The following is a 15,011-nucleotide window of genomic DNA, read 5'->3' as shown; positions in this document are numbered from 1 at the left end:
TCTAGTCAGCCCCCGTCCGGAACGTCCACGCGCCTTCCGGGTACTTAACAGGGCCTGTGCCGTGACGCAGAAAGCAGAAAGCCGGAGTCGCGGGGGCGCATTCCCGCGGCTCCGGCTGCCCGCCGAGGCTCCGAAGCCTCGGCAAATCGCCTACTTCTTCTCTTCCTTGCCCAGCCCCACGACCTTCCGGGGGTTCTGGATCTCATCGATGATGCCGTAGGCCTTCGCCTCGGAAGCGCCCATGAAGTAGTCGCGGTCCGTGTCCTTCTCGACACGCTCGATGGACTGCCCGGTGTGCTTGACGATGAGCTCGTTGAGCTTCGCCTTCATCCGGAGGATTTCCTTGGCCTGGATTTCGATGTCCGTGGCCTGACCGCGCACGCCGCCCAGCGGCTGGTGAATCATGATGCGGCTGGACGGCAGGGCGTAGCGCTTGCCCTTCGCGCCGGCGAGCAGCAGGACGGCCCCCATGGAGGCCGCCTGCCCCACGCAGATGGTGGACACCGGACACTTCACGTACTGCATGGTGTCGTAGATGGCGAGGCCCGCCGTCACCGAGCCACCCGGCGAGTTGATGTAGAGGTTGATGTCCTTGTCCGGGTCTTCCGACTCCAGGAAGAGCAACTGGGCGACGATGACGTTGGCCACGTCATCGTCGATCTCCGTACCCAGCATCACGATGCGGTCCTTGAGGAGCCGGCTGTAGATGTCGTACGAGCGCTCACCCCGGTGGGTCTGCTCGATGACGTAGGGAACGGGCATGAAGGGCATGTCGACCTCGGTGAGGGAACCTCACGAATACTTCGCCCGGCTCCTCAGGAATTCAATCGTCTTTTCCTCCCTCAGTCGGAGAGACAACCCGAGCCGCTCGTCGGCACCCTTGAAGTACTTCTGCACCACGGCCACCGGCTGGCCCGCCTCGTTGGCGAGCTGCTCGATGCGGGCGTCCACGTCCGCGTCGGAGGCCTGGATGCCCTCCTTCTGGGCGATGGACTCGAACAGCAGCGTGCCCTTCACCTCCTGGATGGCCTTCTCGCGCATGTCCTCGCGCAGGCGGTTGAAGTCCAGGTTGAGCTGGCGGGGGTCCACGCCGGAGCGCTGGAGCTGCTGCAGCGCGCCACGCAGCATGGAGTCCATGGCCCGCTCCACCATGGCGCGGGGCACGTCGAAGGTGTTGCGCTCCAGCAGCGCCTTCACCAGGGCCTCGCGCTCCTCGCCCTCCACCTGGGACTTGCGCGCCTTCTCCATGTCCTCGCGCAGCTTGGTGCGCAGCTCGTCCAGCGACTGGGCGATGCCCGTCTGCTTGGCGAAGTCGTCGTTCAGCTCCGGGACGATCTCCTTCTGCACGCCCTTGAGCGTGATGTGGAAGCGCGCCGTCTTCCCGCGCACCTCCTCCACCCGGTAGTCCTGCGGGAAGGCGTAGTCGATGTCCTTGGACTCGCCCACCTTCACGCCCTCCAGGGCGGCAATCTTGGAGTCCACCAGCTCACCGGGCTGCACCTGCACGGTGATGCCCTCGGCCTTGCTGCCCGCGAAGGGCTGGCCGTCCACGGTGGCGTCGAAGTCCACGGTGGCGTAGTCGCCGGAGGCGGCCGTGTCGCGGTCGGTGACGGGCTCCAGGCGCGCCAGGGACTGGCGCATGCGCTCCAGCTGCTCGTTCACCTGCTCGTCGGTGACGGTGGTGTCGGACTTCGTCAGGGGCAGCTCGACGTAGTCCTTCGCCTCCACCTTGGGCTTCACCTCGACGCGGGCCTCGAAGGTGAACGGCGTGTTGGGCTTGAGGCCGGAGTTGGTCACCTGCGGCGTGGCGACGACCTCCACGTTGTGCGCGCGGATGGCCTCCACGTACGCGCTCTGCACCACGCGCTGGATGACCTCGTCCTCCACCTGGTCGCGGAAGCGCTGCTCCAGGATGCGGCGAGGCACCTTGCCCTGACGGAACCCCGGCAACCGCACCTGGCGGCCCAGGTTGGAGTACGCGCGGGAGAGCTCCTCCGCCACGCGGGCATCGTCGACCTCGATGGAGAGCTTCTTCTCGATGGGAGAGAGCTCTTCGACCTGGACCTTCATGCGGGCCTCGCTCGCCACCGCCATGGACAGTGCGTCGCTTCGGGCGGTGCCGGAAAAGTGGGACGTGCGCCTTTAGGGGATAGGCACGAACGGGTCAACGCGAAATGGGCGAGGAGGGACTCGAACCCTCACACCTTGCGGTACCAGATCCTAAGTCTGGCGCGTCTACCAGTTTCGCCACCCGCCCAGGCTGCGTCGTCGTGCGCTGCACCGTCTTACCGCGAAACGTCCACGGGACGGCAGAGGCTGGAAAACAAAAAGGCCCCTCCATTTCTGGAGGGGCCTCGCAGTGAGAGCGGAGGGAATCGAACCCACAACCTATGGATTAAGAGTCCATTGCTCTGCCAATTGAGCTACGCTCCCGGCACTGCCCCGGTCCGTCGCCTGCGCGGCGTCCAGGTGGCGGCGGTAACTACAGAACGCCGTCGGCTGTGTCAAAACGTTTTTTCGAGCCCCCTTTCATTCCTGTCCCTGTCGATCAACGCCCGCCGGGCTTTCGGGCGCGCGACGCTGGTCCGCATGCCCTTCGGCCGGCCCTGGCGCGCGGCGCGAGCAGGTGAAGCAAGCGCGCCGCTCCGATGTTCAACATGGCCGTAGCACGCCTTCCGCCCCGGCCAAGCGGGACGGCGGGCGCGCGACGGCTCGCGGTCACTCACAGCGCAAGCACCGAGCACCCCGCGGCAACCATGCGGGCGGACGGAGGTCGTCCGCCCTTTTCGCGCAGGACGTAGCAGGAGAAGACAGAGATGGAAGCCAACCCCCAACAGAAGGTGGAAGGAACGGCCGCCGGCCAGGGCCCCCAGCAGGCCGGGTGGACGCGAGAGCGCGTGGAGCTCGTGAAGCGGACCATCTGCCCTCGCGGCATCAGCGAGGACGAGTTCGCGCTCTTCATCGAGCAGTGCAAGCGCAGCGGCCTGGACCCGCTCCTGAAGGAGGCCTTCTGCGTGGCCCGCCGGCAGAACGTCGGCAACCGCGAGCGGCCCAACTGGGTGACGAAGTACGAGTTCCAGCCGTCCGAGGCCGGAATGCTCGCGCGCGCCGAGCGCTTCCCGGACTTCAAGGGCATCCAGGCGAGCGCGGTGTTCGCCGAGGACGACATCGTCGTGGACCAGGGTCGGGGCGAGGTGGTGCACCGCTTCAACCCCGCCAAGCGGAAGGGCGCGCTGGTGGGCGCCTGGGCCCGCGTGGTGCGGGAGGACAAGCTGCCGGTGGTGGTGTGGTTGGACTTCAGCGGCTACGTCCAGCAGACGCCGCTGTGGTCCAAGATTCCCACGACGATGATTGAGAAGTGCGCCCGCGTGGCCGCCCTGCGCAAGGCCTACCCCGAGGCCTTCGGCGGACTCTACGTGCGGGAGGAGATGCCGGCCGAGGACTACGAGTCCGCGTCCGACGAGCACGGCAGCGGCCCCTACGAGGTGCTGGGCTCCAAGCCCGGTCCCATCAAGGCGTCCTTCCCTCCGCCGGCGCCGCAGGAGCCCCGTCCGCAGCAGCCAGCCGCGGCCGCCGCGCAGCTGGACATCGACGTGCCCCTGCAGCCCAAGCGGGCGCGTGAAGTCACCGTGGAGGCGGTGCCCACCGTGGCGGCGCCCCAGCGGGAGCAGGCGGAGCGGGAGCCCCAGGTGGCGGCCACCGAGCCCGCGCCTCGGCCCAAGCCGAGCGCGGTGGTGGTGGCCTTCGGCCCGTACAAGGGGAAGACGGCCTCCGAGCTGTCCGACGACGAGCTGAGCGAGTCCATTGACCTGGCCAACGAGAAGCTGATGGAGCAGCCCCGGGCGCGCTGGGCCAAGGCGATGCGGGAGAACCTGCTGGCGTTGGAGGCGGAGACGGAGCTGCGTTGCCGGGTGCCGGCCTCGAAGGGCGGCAACGGCGCGGCCCATGATGCGTGAGGCTGAGTCGATAACCGTCAGGCTGTGAGGGGGCGCCCCCGCTGCGAAAGTGGCGGGGGCGTTCCTGCTTCAGCCTGCTGGAAGGTGCGCGCTCGGAGGGACTTGAACCCCCAACCCCCGGGTTCGAAGCCCGGTGCTCTATCCAGTTGAGCTACGAACGCAAATTCGAGGGTGGAGAAGGGCGGCCAACCGGGATCGAACCGGTAACCTCCGGAGTCACAGTCCGGCGCTCTAACCAGTTGAGCTATGGCCGCCGTTACAGCGTTACCGCGAACGGCGTTTGAAGCGGCGGCTTCCCTACCTTGGAAACCTGGACCCTGACAAGGCCCAAATGTCACTACGGCCAGGTTTGCGCCCCAGGCAGGGCTCGAACCTGCGACCCCCGGCTTAGAAGGCCGGTGCTCTATCCAGCTGAGCTACTGGAGCTGGCCGGGCCGCCTGCTTCCGATGCTGCACTTCAAGTCGGGGCGAGAGGATTCGAACCTCCGACCCCCTGCGCCCAAGGCAGGTGCGCTACCAGGCTGCGCTACGCCCCGAGAAGTCCGGCATTGTTGAACCATCCCGAACGGACGCGCAAGGCCGACGTGACTGACGGCCTCGCATTCCGGACGCCTACAAGCCCAGCAGGTGGGGCTTCATCTTCTGGAAGGCCTTGCCTCGGTGGGAGATGGCGGACTTCTCCTCGGGCGTCAGCTCCGCCAGGGCCCGGCCACTGTCCGGAAGGATGAAGACGGGGTCATAGCCGAAGCCATGGCTCCCCTTGGGCGCGTGGCCGATGCGGCCCTGGCAGCGCCCCACCTCCACCTTGGCCTCCCCGCCTCCGGGCCGGACCAGCGCCAGCGCGCACTGGAAGGACGCGGTGCGCTGGGCGTCGGGCACGCCGGCCAGCTCGGCCAGCAGCTTCTCGTAGCGGGCCCGGTCGTCCCCCGGGGCATAGCGCGCGGACTGCACGCCGGGCCGGCCGCCCAATGCGTCCACGCACAGGCCGGAGTCGTCCGCCAGGGTGAGCAACCCGGTGGCGTCCGCGTAGGCGCGGGCCTTCATCACGGCGTTCTCCTCGAACGTGGCGCCGTCCTCCGCGGGCTCGGGGACAGGGGGCAGGTCCGCCAGGGACACCACCTCCACCGCGTCTCCGACGAGGCCGCGCAGCTCGCGCAGCTTGCCCTTGTTGGTCGTCGCGAACAGCAGCCGGGGCTTCACCGTCATCCCAGCACCTGCGCCTGCGCGGCCGTCAGCTTCTGGATGGCGGCCAGCCCGCCGTCCACCATGGCGTCCAGGGCCTTGCGGTCGAAGAGCTGGTGCTCCGCCGTCCCCTGCAGCTCCACCATGCGGCCGTCCGCGGTGGCCACCAGGTTCAGGTCCACGTCGGCCGTGGAGTCCTCGTCGTAGTCCAGGTCCACCCGGACCTCGCCCTTCACGATGCCCACGGACACCGCCGCCAGCGGGGTGAGCTTGGGCAGCTTGGACAGGGTTCCCGCCTTCTGCAGCGAGCGCAGCGCCAGCACCAGCGCCACGTAGGCCCCGGTGATGGACGCGGTGCGCGTGCCACCGTCCGCCTGGAGCACGTCACAGTCCAGCGTGAGGGTGCGCGGCCCCAGGGCGGTCAGGTCCACCGCGGCGCGCAGGGAGCGGCCGATGAGCCGCTGGATTTCCATGGTGCGGCCCGTCTGCTTGCCCTTGGCCGACTCGCGCTGGTTCCGCGAGTGCGTGGCCCGGGGCAGCATGCCGTACTCGGCCGTCACCCAGCCGGTGCCCTTCCCCACCAGGTGCGGCGGCACGCGCTCCTCGGTGGAGCAGGTGATGAGCACCTTGGTGTGGCCGAACTCGACCTGGACCGAGCCCTCCGCGTAGCGGGAGACACCGGGAGTGAGGATGACGGGGCGAAGGTCCAGCGCACCACGTTGGAAGGAACGCACGGCAGGCTCCTGGGAAATGAGGACGAGCGCCCCTTCTCTACCAGAGCCACGCCGCGCGGGTGGTGATTGCCGCGGCGCTGGTGCACTCAGGGCGACACGGGGCCCGCCACCTCGGTCCCCCGGACGGCGTCCCGTCGGCGCGTCTCCTTGAGGAAGGCCAGCACGCCCTCGGTAATCGCCTCGGCCAGCTTCTCCTGGTACTCCGGCCGGGCCAGCCGCGGCCCCTCCACCGGATGGGAGATGTAGCCCACCTCCAGGAGGACGGCCGGACACTCCACGCCGGAGAGGACGAAGAAGGGCGCCTGCTGGACGCCGCGGTTCACCGCGCGCGTGCTGCGCACGAGGCGCGGGTGGATGGCGTAGGCCAGGCGCGAGGAGTCCGCGTGCGCCTCCGTGCGTGCCAGGTCCTGGAGGATGAAGGCCAGCGTGGAGTCCGTGCGCGCGGCGCGCGACAGGGGCGCCTCCGCGTTCTCCCGGTCCGCCACCGCGAGCGCGGCGTCACCCGACGCGCTGGCGGACAGGAAGTACGTCTCGATGCCCTCGGTGCGCGCGCGCATCCGCTTCGTGGGCATGGAGTTGGCGTGGATGGAGATGAAGAGGTCGGGCGTGTGGTCGTTGCTCCACGCCACGCGCTCCGTCAGCGACACCAGCGTGTCGCGCTCACGCGTCATGTAGACCTCGCCGCCCGCGGCCTCGAGCTTGTCCCGCAGGCGGAGCGCAATCTGGAGCGCGACGTCCTTCTCCCGCAGCTTGCCGGGGCCCCTGGCGCCCTCCTTCGCGCCGCCATGTCCCGGGTCGATGATGATGCGCGCGGGACGCTCCGCGGCCCCGGCGATGACGGGGACCAGCCAGAGCAACGACAGGAGGCCGAGGAGGGGGCGGCGCGGCGACGGCATGCTGGGGTGCCATGCTACCGGAGCCCGGCCACGAGGGCGAAATCCGGGCCTCAGCCCACCACGTCGATGCCGGGCTTCCCCGCCTGCACCTCGCCGATGAGGGCCGCGTCCACCCCCGCGGCCTCCAGCGCCTTGAGCGCCTTCAGGGCCTGACGTGCGGGCACGCTGGCCAGCAGCCCGCCGTTGGTCTGCGCATCCGCGAGCACCCACTGGATGCACTCGGGCAGCCCCTCCGGGAAGCGGACCTTCTTGCGCACATGGTCGAGGTTCGACCGGGTGCCCCCGGGCACCACGCCCTCCTCGGCCAGCGCGGGAACGTCCGCGATGAGGGGGATGCGCTCCAGGTCCAGCGAGGCGCGCGCCTTCGCCGCGGTCATCATCTCCAGCAGGTGGCCCAGCAGCCCGTAGCCCGTCACGTCCGTGAGGGCGTTCACCTTGAACTTCCCGGAGGCGAACACCTCGCCAGCGGCGCGGTTGAGCGTGGTCATCACCCCAAGCGCCCGCTTCGTCAGCTGCTTGGACGCCACGCCCCGCTTGATGGCGGTGGTGGCGATGCCCGAGCCCAGGGGCTTGGTGAGGAAGAGCACGTCACCCGGTTTCGCGCCCGCGTTGGTGAGCACCTTCTTCGGGTGCACCACCCCGGTGACGGCCATGCCGAACTTCGGCTCGGCGTCGCGGATGCTGTGGCCACCCAGGATGGGGATGCCGGCCTCGTCCGCCTTGGACTGGCCGCCCGCGAGGATTTTCGACAGGACCTTGAGCGGGAGCTCGTCCGGGAAGCACACCAGGTTGAGCGCGAAGAGCGGCCGCGCCCCCATGGCGTAGATGTCCGACAGGGCGTTGGCCGCCGCGATGGCCCCGAACTGGAAAGGGTCGTCCACCACGGGCGGGAAGAAGTCCACCGTCTCCACCACGGCCATGCCGGGTGCCAGCCGGTACACGGCCGCGTCGTCGTTGGTGGAGAACCCCACCAGCGCCTGGGCGCCCCTGGCGGACTTCAGCCCGCCCAGCACCTGGGCCAGGTCCGAGGCCCGCAGCTTGGCCGCGCAGCCGGCGCAGTGGCTCATCTCGGTGAGGCGCTTCGACTTCACCGTCTTCTCGTCCGCCATGGTGCGCCCCCCACTCCGCCGTGAAGCCACAGGCCCAGGAATCCGATATCCGCCAGGCTCAGGCCGCGCGGATGTAGTCCCGCTTGAGCAGCTGCACCACGGCCTCGGCGGTGACGACGTCGTCCGCGTCCGCGTGGTCCAGCACCGCGTTCAGCGAGCCGTAGTTGTGCACCAACTGCAGCACGTCCAGCAGCTCCGGCGTCAGCTCCCGGAGGGGCGGCGTCAGCGGCGCGGCGAGCACCAGCGAGGCCTCCGCGGACGGCAGGCTCGGCTGGAGGCGCTTGATTTCGTCCAGCTGACGGAGCGCGTCCATGAGGAGCGCCTCGGTGGACGAGTCCAGCTCCACCATGAACTCCTGGCTGTCCGCGGGGCGCAGCTCGAAGTCGCCCTCTTCCCAGGTGATGATGCGGTTGAAGCTCTTCTGCGGCCCCAGGTTGTGGTTCTCGCCGATGACGGCGTAGTACACGCGGCCCTGGCGCAGGTAGATGCGCCCCTCGACGTCGCTGCGCTGCACCACCAGCACGCCGTTCTTCTTGGACGTGTGGAACAGCTGGAGCAGGTCCGGGAGGGGAATCTCCTCGATCTTCCCCGTCATGGAGCTGGCCTTGTTGGTCGTCCGGGCGGCCTGGGCCGCCGCGGCCTCCTCCAGCTTCAGCCGGGCGGTGCCCTCGTCCACGCTGGCGCCGTCGGCGCCCTGGTGCACGAGCTTGAGGATGGAGGTCCCGATGAGGATGCGGTCCCCCTCCTTCAGGCGCGACTGCTTGACCTTCTCGCCGTTGACGAAGGTGCCATTGGTGGACCCCAGGTCCTCGATGGTGATGCTCCCATCGGAGAAGCTGATGCGCGCGTGCTTGCGGGAGACCATGTCCTCCACGAGGACCATGTCCAGCTCGCTCGAGCGGCCGATGACGATTTGCTTGTCCGCCTTCAGCGGGAATTCACCGCCCTGGTACTTCCCTGAGATGAACTTGAGGGCGTAGGTCTTTTGGGTGTCCATGGTCGTCAACCAGCCTGCTCCGCCTTGCCGGGGTCCTTCACCAGGTTGAGGTACATCTGCGCGCTCTTGTTGCCGGGGCTGAGCGCCAGCACCTCCTCCCAGACCTGCACCGCCTCCGCCCGCCGCCCGGCCGAGTACAGCGCGACTCCATACTGGATATGTCCCGGAATGAAACCGGGTTTCTGGGCGATGACCTGCTCGTACTCGCGGATGGCCGCCTCGTTGTCCCCCGCGTCGCGCAGGGCGTTGCCCAGCTTGAGGCGGATGTCCACGAACTGCGGACACAGCGCGAGCGCGCGCCGGTACTCCTCGATGGCCTTCGCCCACACGCCGCTGGACGCGAAGACGTCGCCAATCTCACCGTACATGTTGGCGATCTTCTTCTCGACGTAGGGGTCCAGCTCGTCCGGGCCGGATTTCTGCTGGGCGAGGGCGGCCTGGTAGACCTCCTTCGCCTCGGCGTACTTCCCCATGTCGTTGTAGATGACGGCCAGGTTGAGCGCCGCCTCGGTATAGGCGGGGTTCAGCTTCAGCGCGGATTCGAACGCGCGCTGCGCCCGGGCGAACTGCCCCTGGTCGTGGTAGATGATGCCGAGCATGTTGAATACGTCCGCGAACGTCGGGTGCTGCTCGACGACCTTCGCGAGGTATTGCTCGGCCTGCGCGTACTGCTTCTTCTCGAAGTAGCCGCGCCCGAGGGTCAGTAGCTGCTTGAGGGGCTCTTCCATGAATCGGCCCGCCAGGGCCCTGCCTCCGAGACGGCTAGCCTACATGAGGCTGGGAGAAAACAAGAATTCATCACCACGCCACGACAACGACAGTTGCCGCTGGCCCCGCGTATCCACCGGCCGCGCCGGCAGCGCCCCCTGGAGGCGCCAGTGCTCCGTGACGATGGCGTCGTCCCGCTCCAGCCGGACGTACCAGGCCTCCACCCGGTAGCCGCGCGCCCGCACCTGCCGCAGCGTCTCCCACTCCGGCCCGCCCACGCCCGGGGTGTCCGGCCCCGCCAGCCGCCCCAGGGCCTCCGCGTCCGCCGCCTGGAGCGCCCTGCGCCGGGACTCCAGCGCCGTCACCACCGCCACGAGCCGGGGCGCGGGCGTCGTCTCCGGCACCCACGATCCGTCACGCACCACGAAGGGTACTCGCTCCACACCCGCCGTGCCTACCCGGGTTTCCCCCAGGGTGCCCTCGAAGTCGAGCGTGGCGAACGCCTCCGCCCGCTGCCCACCGGGCGCCACGTTGACGGTGATGCGCGCGAAGCGGTGCTGACGGGACATCAAGGGCTGGGGCGCGCCGGGCACCGGCAGCGACAGGCCCTGGGACTCCGTCTCCTTGAGCGCGGTGATGATTTCCAGCTCGGGGCCGGCCGCCGCGCCCAGGATGCGCGGGGCGAAGAGGGCCAGGGTGGCCCCCAGCGCCAGGAGCACGATGAGGCCGCCGCCGAAGCGGCTCCAATCCTGGGGGGTTCTCACGAGCCCAGCATACGCTGGGCACGCTCCGCGGCGGGCGTGCCGGGCAGCCGCCGCAGCACCTGGCGCAGCGTGTCCTGCGCCTTCTCCGGCTCGTTCAGCTTCACGTAGGCCTCGTGCAGCCGGAAGAGGGCCTGCTCCTCGTACTCCGTGCCCGGATAGCGGCGCAGCAACCCTTCCAGGCGCTGGGCCACGGCCTTCCAGCGGTCGCGCGACTGGTAGAAGTCGGCCGCGTACATTTCATGCGAGGCGAGCCGGCGCCGGGCGTCCTCCCAGTGCACCTTGGCCTCGTCCGCGTACTGCGAGTTGGGGTACTGGCGCCGGAACTCCTCCATGGCCACCAGCGCGGAGCGGATCTCGCCCTGGTCCTTCTCCTTGGAGGGCGGCAGGGCGAAGAACTCGGAGGGGTAGGCCCTCACGTGCGTCATCGCGGAGCGGAAGGCGGCGTAGTCCACCTTGGCGTGCGTGGGGTGGAGCTTGATGAAGGCCTGGTACTGCTCCTTGGCCTCGGGGAAGGCCTCGCGCTCGAAGTCCACGTCCGCCAGCTTCAGCTCCGCCTCGCGGGCGGCCTCCTGGTAGGGGAACTTCGTCCGGACGTACTCGAAGTACTTCTGGGCGCGGAAGAAGTCCTTGTTCTCCAGGGCCTCGGAGCCGAGCCGGAGGTTCTCGTCGGCGATGGCGGCGTAGTCGGGCTCACCGGCCTGCCCCTGCGAGAGGGCGGCACAACCGGAACCGAACATCAGGAAGGCGGACAGAAAGGCGACGGCGGAACGCATCGCCACCACGCTATTCCTCCGGCCCCGAGGGGTCCAGCGAAGCTTCGCCGAGCAGCCGGTAGATGACGTCCTCGGAGAAGCCCCGGCTGTCCAGGAGCCGGCCGGCGCGCCCCCGCTCCCGGGCCCCCAGCGGGCGGCCGAGCAGGCCCCGCTTCTCCAGCACCGTCCGGGCCGCGGCCAGCGCATCGAAGGCCACCGCGTCGCTGGCCTCGGTGATGGCCTGCTGGGCCGTCCCCTCCTCCAGGCCGTGCGCCCGCAGCCGGTGCGCCACGGCCGCGGGCCCCAGGCGGCCGCGCCCCAACAGCTGGGCCGCGCGCTCGCGGGCGAAGCGCTCATCGTCGAGGTAGCCCCAGTCCTTCACCCGGGCGAGCGCGGCCTCGCGGACTGCTTCATCGAAGCCCTTCCGGGCCAGGGCCTGGTCCAGCTCATGACGGCTGCGTCCACGCATGGACAGGAGCTTCAGGCACGCGTCCGTGGCGCGGCGAACAGCGTCGGGACCTTCGTCCTCCGGATGCATGGCGGGATACCTAGCATGTGGTAACAGGCCCATCCATGCACCCGGTACTCGCTCGCTTCCTCGCCGCCGACGCCGCTCGGGAGACGCTTCACAAGCAGCAGTCGGGCGGAGAACTCTCCCCCGAAGAGAAGGCCTTCACCGACGCCGCTTCCGCGAACCCCAAGCACAAGGCCGTGCTGCTGGGCGTGGGGGGCCGCGTGCTCTCCACCGATGCGCAGGCCTCGCTGGTGCTGCTGGCGGCGCACGCCGCGGTCCGCGCCCTGGCCGACGACGCCACCCTGGCCGAGCCCACGAAGAAGGCCCGCGAGGCGCTGGCCGAGGAAGGCGCCAGCCCGGAGGAGACGGATGCGTTCCTCGCGTCCATCCTCCTGGAGGAGGCCTTTGGCTACGAGCAGGACGTGGACGCCTTCGACAGTGAGTACGTGAAGGAGGCGCTGGGCGAGGTGCCCGCGCTGGCCGCGCTCACCAAGGAGGCCGTGGACGCCCTGTTCCTCACCTTCGTGAAGGGCGCCGCCAACGACGCCGAGCGCAAGGTGCGCGAGGGCATGGCCCGGGCCCTCTTCGACATCGCCTGGTCCGAGGGGCCCGCGCCCATCAACCCCGAGCACATGGAGGCGGTGCTCGACGCGGAGGTGGTGGACCGGCCCGAGGAGGAGCAGGAGGCCAAGGTGCAGGCCACCGCGCAGCTGCTCCAGGCGCTGTCCAAGGAGGGCCTCATCGGCCCCATCCGCCTGTCCCGGCTGCGCGCCCTGCTGGGTGAGGACGACGCGTAGCTGGCGCGGGTGGGCGCCCTGCCCTTTCCGGGTGGGCGCCTCGACGCCTCGCTAGAAGCGCTCGATCTGGAAGTCGTCGTCCCCGCCTGCCGCAGCGGGTGCCGGAGCCGGCGCGGGCGGCGGCGGACGCGCCGCGGGAGGTGCCATGGGACGCCCCACCGGCATGCCGGCGGGCGGCGCCCCCGGACGCATGGCCTGCCCCACGGGTGCCCCGGGGCGCATCGCCTGCGCGGCCTGCGGCGCCGGACGCATGGCCTGCGCCATGGGCGCCGGGGCGGGCGCGGCCTGCGGCGCCGGAGCGCCGGTGGGCGCCCCCTTCTGCGCGAAGGCCGAGGAGCCCGGGATGGGCCGCGACTCGCCCGGCTTCGCATCGAAGTTGTCCCACTTGGAGTCGGACGTGCCGCTGATGCCGGAGAAGCGGAGCGCGAAGTCGTCCGGGTTGGTGGCCTGCCGGTGGGCCTCCTCGTAGGTGACGAGCCCCTGCCGCACCAGGCTCATCAGGGACTGGTCGAAGGTCTGCATCCCGTACGAGTCCGTGCCCTGGGCGATGGCGTCGTGAATCTCCTTCGTGCGGTCCTTGTCCTCGATGAGCTCGCGCACGCGCGCCGTCACGCGCAGCACCTCCACCGCCGCCACGCGGCCCTTGCCGTCCGCGCGCGGAACCAGGCGCTGGGACACCACGCCCTTGAGCACGCTCGCGAGCTGGAGGCGCACCTGCTTCTGCTGGTGCGGCGGGAAGGCGGAGACGATGCGGTTGATGGTCTCCGTGGCGTCCAGGGTGTGCAGCGTGGACATCACCAGGTGGCCCGTCTCCGCGGCGTGGAGCGCCGTCTCGATCGTCTCGTGGTCGCGCATTTCGCCCACGAGGATGACGTCCGGGTCCTGGCGCAGCGCGCTCTTGAGGGCCTGCGCGAAGCTCATCGTGTCCACGCCCACCTCGCGCTGGTTCACGATGGAGCGCTTGTCGCGAATGAGGAACTCGATGGGGTCCTCAATCGTCATGATGTGGCTGGTCTCGTTGGCGTTGATGTGGTCGATCATCGCCGCCAGCGTGGTGGACTTGCCGGAGCCCGTGGTGCCCGTCACCAGCACCAGGCCGCGCTCCTCGCCGCAAATCTTGGCGAGAATCTGGGGCAGCAGCAGGTCCTGGATGGTCATCACCTTGAAGGGAATGACACGCAGCACCGCGCCCACGGTGCCGCGCTGCTGGAAGACGTTCACGCGGAAGCGCCCGAGGCCCGGCACGCCGTAGGCCAGGTCCACCTCGTTGCTCGCCTTGAACTTCTCCTTCTGGAACTCGTTCATGATGCCGAAGGCCATGCGCGCCACCTCCTCGGGAGGGAGGCGGCGGCCGTCCTTCAGCGGAACCAGCGAGCCGTCCACGCGGAACATCGGCGGCAGGCCCGCCTTGAGGTGAATGTCGGAGGCACCGCCGCGTAGGGCGATCTGAAGGATCTCGTTGAGTTCCATGAGCAATCGGGATGGTACCAGACGCTTGCTGGCACAAGCGATGGGGCGTGATGGACCCCGAAAACACAGCGGCGGAGGCCCTCGCTCGAGGACCCCCGCCGTGTGAGACAGCCCAGCTGCTGAGCGAGCTGCTTAGCGCTTGGAGAACTGGAACCGGCGACGCGCGCCCGGCTGACCGTACTTCTTGCGCTCGACCGCGCGAGCATCGCGGGTGAGGAAGCCGGCCTTCTTCAGCGCCGGACGGAACTCCGGGTTGAAGGAGCACAGCGCCCGGGCGATGCCGTGACGGATGGCGCCGGCCTGGCCAGAGAGACCGCCACCCTTGACGTTCACCGTGACGTCAACCTTGCCCTTCTGCTCGAGAATCTCGAGGGGCTGGTTGAGGACCATCTTGGACGTCTCGCGGCCGAAGTACTCGTTCAGCTCACGGCCGTTGATGGTGACAAGGCCCGTGCCGGGACGGATCCAGACGCGAGCGGTGGCCTCCTTGCGGCGGCCAGTGGCGTAGAAACCGAGCTCTTGGTTGATGGGCATGGACGTTGTCTCCCTTACGCCTCGACCTCGAACGCGGCCGGCTTCTGGGCAGCGTGCGGGTGCGTGTCACCTGCGTACACCTTCAGCTTCGTCATCATCTGGCGGCCCAGCGCGTTGCGCGGAAGCATGCGCCGCACGGCGTTGATGATGATGTCCTCGGGGTGACGCTGGCGGAGCTTGGCCAGGTTGGTGATCTTCAGGGCGCCCGGGAAACCCGCGAACGGGTGCCGGTAGTACATCTTGTCCTGCTCCTTCGTGCCCGTCACCTTCACCTTGTCGGCGTTGATGACGATCACGTGGTCGCCCGTGTCAATGGACGGCGTGTAGATGGCCTTGTGCTTGCCCTTCAGCAGGGTGGCAATCTGGCTCGCCGCGCGGCCCAGCACCTTGTCGGACACGTCGATGACGTGCCACTGGCGCTTGATGTCCCCAGCCTTCGCGCTGTAGGTCTTCTGCGACATTTCGTGCACTCCAGACTTCTCGCGGCCGCCGTGTGCATTCCAGGGACCGCTGCTCGTGCTAATCAACCACGGGTCGACCGCGAAAACTTCACGGAGGCCCGGAAAGGCCGACCGTCCTAGTGGGTGTCACGGATCAA

General features: G+C 69.2%; 16 protein-coding genes and 6 tRNA genes. 2 read left to right on the top strand and 20 right to left on the bottom strand.

The features are described from left to right. Positions 1-150 precede the first annotated feature (150 nt). The 4 genes from clpP to VZL07_RS24615 form a co-directional block, all read right to left on the bottom strand. Positions 151-771: an ATP-dependent Clp endopeptidase proteolytic subunit ClpP gene (clpP, locus tag VZL07_RS24630; protein WP_011552098.1), complete on the bottom strand. Its 621-nt coding sequence runs from the start codon at positions 769-771 to the stop codon at positions 151-153. 21 nt (positions 772-792) lie between these two features. Then, the gene (gene tig / locus VZL07_RS24625; RefSeq protein WP_426750079.1) at positions 793-2,070 is read right to left on the bottom strand and encodes a trigger factor; all 1,278 of its coding nucleotides are present in this window, start codon (positions 2,068-2,070) and stop codon (positions 793-795) included. Positions 2,071-2,175: 105 nt separating this feature from the next. After that, positions 2,176-2,257, bottom strand: a tRNA-Leu gene (locus VZL07_RS24620). Positions 2,258-2,360: 103 nt separating this feature from the next. Further along, positions 2,361-2,433, bottom strand: a tRNA-Lys gene (locus tag VZL07_RS24615). 383 nt (positions 2,434-2,816) lie between these two features. On the opposite strand from VZL07_RS24615, the gene bet reads away from it, so the two are divergent. Then, on the top strand, positions 2,817-3,956 hold the full coding sequence (gene bet, locus VZL07_RS24610) for a phage recombination protein Bet (RefSeq protein ID WP_426750078.1): 1,140 nt from the start codon (positions 2,817-2,819) through the stop codon (positions 3,954-3,956). 87 nt (positions 3,957-4,043) lie between these two features. Here the strand turns inward: bet and VZL07_RS24605 are convergent. From VZL07_RS24605 to VZL07_RS24545, 13 genes are all read right to left on the bottom strand, one after another. Beyond that, positions 4,044-4,117, bottom strand: a tRNA-Arg gene (locus VZL07_RS24605). A gap of 19 nt (positions 4,118-4,136) precedes the next feature. Then, positions 4,137-4,210 (bottom strand) — tRNA-His (locus VZL07_RS24600). Between the two features lie 98 nt (positions 4,211-4,308). Beyond that, a tRNA-Arg gene (locus VZL07_RS24595) sits at positions 4,309-4,382 on the bottom strand. Between the two features lie 36 nt (positions 4,383-4,418). Then, a tRNA-Pro gene (locus VZL07_RS24590) sits at positions 4,419-4,492 on the bottom strand. 76 nt (positions 4,493-4,568) lie between these two features. After that, positions 4,569-5,162, bottom strand: a complete 594-nt coding sequence (rdgB, locus tag VZL07_RS24585; RefSeq protein WP_426750076.1) for an RdgB/HAM1 family non-canonical purine NTP pyrophosphatase — start codon at positions 5,160-5,162, stop codon at positions 4,569-4,571. Next, on the bottom strand, positions 5,159-5,872 hold the full coding sequence (gene rph, locus VZL07_RS24580) for a ribonuclease PH (protein ID WP_426750075.1): 714 nt from the start codon (positions 5,870-5,872) through the stop codon (positions 5,159-5,161). The genes rdgB and rph overlap by 4 nt, the downstream gene beginning before the upstream one ends. A gap of 86 nt (positions 5,873-5,958) precedes the next feature. After that, positions 5,959-6,768: an N-acetylmuramoyl-L-alanine amidase family protein gene (locus VZL07_RS24575; protein WP_426750074.1), complete on the bottom strand. Its 810-nt coding sequence runs from the start codon at positions 6,766-6,768 to the stop codon at positions 5,959-5,961. Positions 6,769-6,818: 50 nt separating this feature from the next. Next, entirely contained in the window at positions 6,819-7,877 is a 1,059-nt protein-coding gene (gene selD / locus VZL07_RS24570; protein ID WP_426750072.1) for a selenide, water dikinase SelD, read from the bottom strand. 58 nt (positions 7,878-7,935) lie between these two features. After that, the gene (locus VZL07_RS24565; RefSeq protein WP_426750071.1) at positions 7,936-8,874 is read right to left on the bottom strand and encodes a DUF4388 domain-containing protein; all 939 of its coding nucleotides are present in this window, start codon (positions 8,872-8,874) and stop codon (positions 7,936-7,938) included. A 5-nt stretch (positions 8,875-8,879) separates the two neighbouring features. Next, complete coding sequence (locus VZL07_RS24560) at positions 8,880-9,602, bottom strand: tetratricopeptide repeat protein (RefSeq protein ID WP_426750070.1); 723 nt, start codon at positions 9,600-9,602, stop codon at positions 8,880-8,882. Between the two features lie 39 nt (positions 9,603-9,641). Further along, entirely contained in the window at positions 9,642-10,346 is a 705-nt protein-coding gene (locus tag VZL07_RS24555) for a hypothetical protein (RefSeq protein WP_426750069.1), read from the bottom strand. Further along, the gene (locus VZL07_RS24550; protein ID WP_426750067.1) at positions 10,343-11,119 is read right to left on the bottom strand and encodes an outer membrane protein assembly factor BamD; all 777 of its coding nucleotides are present in this window, start codon (positions 11,117-11,119) and stop codon (positions 10,343-10,345) included. The genes VZL07_RS24555 and VZL07_RS24550 overlap by 4 nt, the downstream gene beginning before the upstream one ends. A 10-nt stretch (positions 11,120-11,129) precedes the next feature. Further along, entirely contained in the window at positions 11,130-11,636 is a 507-nt protein-coding gene (locus VZL07_RS24545) for a regulatory protein RecX (RefSeq protein WP_426750066.1), read from the bottom strand. Between the two features lie 35 nt (positions 11,637-11,671). Between VZL07_RS24545 and VZL07_RS24540 the strand changes: the two genes are divergently transcribed. Then, positions 11,672-12,409: a hypothetical protein gene (locus tag VZL07_RS24540; RefSeq protein WP_426750065.1), complete on the top strand. Its 738-nt coding sequence runs from the start codon at positions 11,672-11,674 to the stop codon at positions 12,407-12,409. Positions 12,410-12,460: 51 nt separating this feature from the next. Here the strand turns inward: VZL07_RS24540 and VZL07_RS24535 are convergent, their stop codons facing one another. From VZL07_RS24535 to rplM, 3 genes are all read right to left on the bottom strand, one after another. Then, positions 12,461-13,879, bottom strand: a complete 1,419-nt coding sequence (locus VZL07_RS24535) for a type IV pilus twitching motility protein PilT (RefSeq protein ID WP_426750064.1) — start codon at positions 13,877-13,879, stop codon at positions 12,461-12,463. 132 nt (positions 13,880-14,011) lie between these two features. Continuing rightward, the gene (rpsI, locus tag VZL07_RS24530) at positions 14,012-14,413 is read right to left on the bottom strand and encodes a 30S ribosomal protein S9 (RefSeq protein WP_090491960.1); all 402 of its coding nucleotides are present in this window, start codon (positions 14,411-14,413) and stop codon (positions 14,012-14,014) included. Between the two features lie 14 nt (positions 14,414-14,427). Further along, the gene (gene rplM / locus VZL07_RS24525) at positions 14,428-14,874 is read right to left on the bottom strand and encodes a 50S ribosomal protein L13 (RefSeq protein WP_426750063.1); all 447 of its coding nucleotides are present in this window, start codon (positions 14,872-14,874) and stop codon (positions 14,428-14,430) included. Between the last annotated feature and the right edge of the window lie 137 nt (positions 14,875-15,011).

The organism is Pseudomyxococcus flavus (genome assembly GCF_050038885.1).
GTDB classification, from domain to species: domain Bacteria; phylum Myxococcota; class Myxococcia; order Myxococcales; family Myxococcaceae; genus Myxococcus; species Myxococcus flavus.
The sequence above is the reverse complement of the archived record's forward strand: the minus strand, read 5'-3'. Positions and strand labels throughout refer to the sequence as shown.